Raw genomic sequence first — 3,442 nt, 5'->3', positions numbered from 1 at the left:
GGCCAGCCGATGCCGGCGCCCCAAAGCGCTGCGACGCGGCCGTCCTCGACCATCGCGGGGCCGTCGCCGACGCGGTCGAGATAGACGGCCTTGAAGTCCTCGTCCTGCTTCAACCCGAGTCCATCCAGCACGTAGCGCGCCAGGATCGGCAGGCCCGAGCCTTTGGCGCCGAATGCCACCGGCTGTCCGACGAGATCCTGGATCGTCTTGTAGGGACTGTCCGCGCGCACCACGAACATGCCGGGGTTGGAATAGATCGCGGTGAGGATCTTCAGCCGCACCGGCGCGCGGCCGATGCCGGCGAAGGCCTCATAGGCCGGCTCGCCCGCGACCAGCGCGAGATCGAGCTCGCCCTTCTCCAGCAGCGGAATGTTCTCGTTGCTGCCCTTGGTGTTGCGGGGTGCGATGGAGATTTGCGGATCGGCCGCGTTCATCACCTCGGCAAAGGCGTTGCCATAGAGCGGAAAGCCGCCGCCGGGTGTCGCGGTGCCGAGGCTGATCGTGATGGTCGAAATGGCCGTGCCTCCGGTTTGCGCAGCGGCGGGGCCGAGGAGCAGCGCCGCGCCGATGAGGATGGATGCGAATCTCATGGTCGTCCCTGACGGACCTGCGTCAACACCGACTTGAGTGACGATGTAGGCAGCGGCCCGATTTTGTGAAAGCATGCTCGCAACGACAATAGAACAATGGGAGGCGTCATGTTGCGAATTTTGCGTAAGGGTATTTTTGGGCTCGCAATCCTCACAGGTCTTTTCAGCGCAACGCCTCCCGCCTCCGCCGCCTATCCCGACCGCCCCGTGCATTGGCTGATCGGCTTTTCCGCCGGCGGCCCGGTGGACATCGTGGCGCGGATCATGGCGCAATGGCTGTCGGATCGTCTCGGCCAGCAATTCATCGTCGAGAACCGCACCGGCTCCGGCGGCAACATCGCCGCCGCCGCCGCGATCAACTCGCCGCCCGACGGCTACACGCTGCTGTTCGTCGCGCCCAACAACGCGATCTCGACCTCGCTCTACAAGAAGCTGCCGTTCGACTTTTTGCGCGACACCACCCCCGTGGCCAGCATCATGCAGCTCACCAACATGCTGGTCGTCTCCAACGCGTTCCCGGCGAAGACGGTCCAGGAGTTCGTCGACTACTGCAAGGCCAATCCCGGCAAGATCTCCTTTGCCTCGTCCGGCAACGGCACCTCGGTGCACATGTCGGCAGAGCTGTTCAAGGTGATGACCAAGTGCGACATGGTGCACGTGCCCTATCGGGGATCTGCGATCGCGTTCCCCGACATCATCTCCAACAAGGTGCAGCTGATCTTCGACAACCTGCCCTCCGCGCTGGAGCAGGCCAAGGGCGGCAACGTCCGCGCGCTGGGCGTGACCTCGCCGCAGCGCTGGCCGAGCGTGCCTGACGTGCCCGCGATCGCCGAGACCGTGCCGGGCTTCGAATCGATCGGCTTCTACGGCATCTCCGCGCCGAAGGGCACGCCGAGCGAGGTGATCGAGACGCTCAACAAGGCGATCGGCGAAGCGCTGAAAGACCCGAAGCTGGTCGCCCGCCTCGCGGAGACCGGCGGCATCCCCAAGCCGATGACGCCCGCCGAGTTCGGCAAGCTGGTCACTGACGAGACCGAGAAGTGGAAGAAGGTCGTGGAGTTCGCCGGCGTCTCGGTGGACTAGCGAGTGGCCCTGCAGCGAGTTTGCGACCCGTCGGCAACGCATCGGGGGGCCCTGGAGGGCTCCCTCTTTTCAAAAGTCGCAAAACAACCCCATGCACAGTAGACGAGACCAGTTATTTCAATGGGTTACCGGACCCGAAAAACAGATCCTCCGCAAGGCGGTTTGCTTCGTCGGGCAAAACGGGGTTATACAGTCATCATCGCCAATTTCGGGTATTCGAAAACGATCGACGATGCCGCGCCGGCGTTCCCCTCCGCCAGAGCCGGCATTGCACCCCCGCCCCCATCCCTGTAAACGAACCGCGCACCGTTGCCGGCCGCGATCCAAGCGGCCGCCTCGCGGCGGGGCCTGTAGCTCAATGGTTAGAGCCGGCCGCTCATAACGGTCTGGTTGCAGGTTCGAGTCCTGCCGGGCCCACCAGCCTTCGCTCGCTTCGCGAGCTTCGGCTCGGCAAGCCCGTACCACGAACTCCCAGCGAAGCGAACGAAGGCTGTCACGTCGAAGCGCGCTAGCGCGAAGGCGGGGAAATGCGCTGCCTGAGGGTTCGCCGCTTCCGCTTGAAGGGATGTTTTGTGCACTGTCACCGTAATGCCCGCAATGCCGAAACGCGCGTCCGAAGCTGCCAGCGTGTTTGTACGCGAGACAGATCGACTCCCGCTGAGTGGCGCCGGCGACGTGAACACATACGCATTGTTTGCGGAGCTATTTCCCCGACTAACAAGAGCGGGTGGGCGCGCGGGCATCATCGTGCGGACTGGTATCGCAACCGATAGTTCAACAAGCGTATTTTTCCGTGATCTTGTCGCCAATCGAAAGCTCTTCAGCCTCCATGATTTTCAAACCGGCCTCGGTTATTTTGACAACATCGGTCACGCACGATTCAAATTTTGTTTTTTGACCACGTGGTCGTTGCGACCGTGCGCGGCGATGAACATGGCGACGGCCGACCGGCAATAGGAATCGATTTCGTTGTCGTCCTCTGCTCTCGCCTGATCGAAGCGTGCGATCATCAGGAGATCGGATCCTTTGAAAAGCGCGGCAAACAAGCGGGCGGACCGGAGAGGATCGGGCACGTTCAGAAGCCCCTTCGCGTGCAACTGACGCAACAGGGCCTCGGTTTGGGCGATGACATGGGCGGGGCCGGCTTCGAAATGGAGCTTGCTTAACGCGTTTTGACTCGTCTTGTCGGCCATGACCATGGCTTCGACACTGCGGACGTCTGATCTCAACAGCGTGCGAAGGAGTAATGATCCCACCGCCATGAGCTGGTCTTCGACCGGACCGTCGACGCCTTCAAGCAGGGCCTGTGGTGCAAACAACTGCTGGCAGCCGGCCGCCATGGCCGCGCCGAACAGCGCCTCCTTGTTCTCGAAGTGCCTGTAGATGCTGAGCTTGGATATCTTCGCCCGCTGGGCGACCTTGTCCAAGGTCGTCGCCTGAAAACCCAATTCCAAAAAGAGTTCGCGCGCGGCGTCGACGATCGTTTGGCCAAGCGCCTCGTTGGCGGGCCGGCCGCGCCGGCCCTGTCTGTTTTCGGTCACCACAATTCCAATACTTGACAGTATTCTAATTCCTGAATTACGATACCATGAAGTTTTCGAAATGGGCAAGCCAATGGGCAGGTTTCCTGTCCTTCCACGGAGCCTCCCTATGGATGGCGTCATCATCATCGGCGGCAGCTTTGCCGGTCTCGCCGGCGCCCTGCAGCTCGGCCGTGCCCGCCGCAAGGTCACCGTTCTCGATACCGGCCTGCCGCGCAACCGCTTCGC

Annotated in this window: 3 protein-coding genes, 1 tRNA gene and 1 pseudogene; 3 read left to right on the top strand and 2 right to left on the bottom strand. The window is 62.3% G+C overall.

The annotated features are described in order from the left end of the window. On the bottom strand, positions 1 to 590 hold a 590-nt coding region (locus tag MOV74_RS34170; RefSeq protein WP_246931379.1), incomplete at its 3' end, for a TAXI family TRAP transporter solute-binding subunit. A 108-nt stretch (positions 591 to 698) separates the two neighbouring features. Between MOV74_RS34170 and MOV74_RS34165 the strand changes: the two genes are divergently transcribed. Next, positions 699 to 1,673, top strand: coding sequence for a tripartite tricarboxylate transporter substrate binding protein (locus MOV74_RS34165; RefSeq protein ID WP_246931378.1), 975 nt, complete (start codon positions 699 to 701; stop codon positions 1,671 to 1,673). A 344-nt stretch (positions 1,674 to 2,017) separates the two neighbouring features. Continuing rightward, positions 2,018 to 2,093 (top strand) — tRNA-Ile (locus MOV74_RS34160). A 449-nt stretch (positions 2,094 to 2,542) separates the two neighbouring features. On the opposite strand, the gene MOV74_RS34155 is transcribed toward MOV74_RS34160, so the two are convergent. Beyond that, on the bottom strand, positions 2,543 to 3,214 hold the full coding sequence (locus MOV74_RS34155) for a TetR/AcrR family transcriptional regulator (protein ID WP_246931377.1): 672 nt from the start codon (positions 3,212 to 3,214) through the stop codon (positions 2,543 to 2,545). Between the two features lie 109 nt (positions 3,215 to 3,323). Here MOV74_RS34155 and MOV74_RS34150 point away from each other — a divergent pair. Further along, positions 3,324 to 3,442, top strand: a pseudogene (locus tag MOV74_RS34150) (NAD(P)/FAD-dependent oxidoreductase); the annotation flags it as partial.

This window comes from Bradyrhizobium sp. SHOUNA76, assembly GCF_023006445.1.
Classification (GTDB): domain Bacteria; phylum Pseudomonadota; class Alphaproteobacteria; order Rhizobiales; family Xanthobacteraceae; genus Bradyrhizobium.
This window is presented reverse-complemented; position numbering and strand designations above follow the sequence as displayed.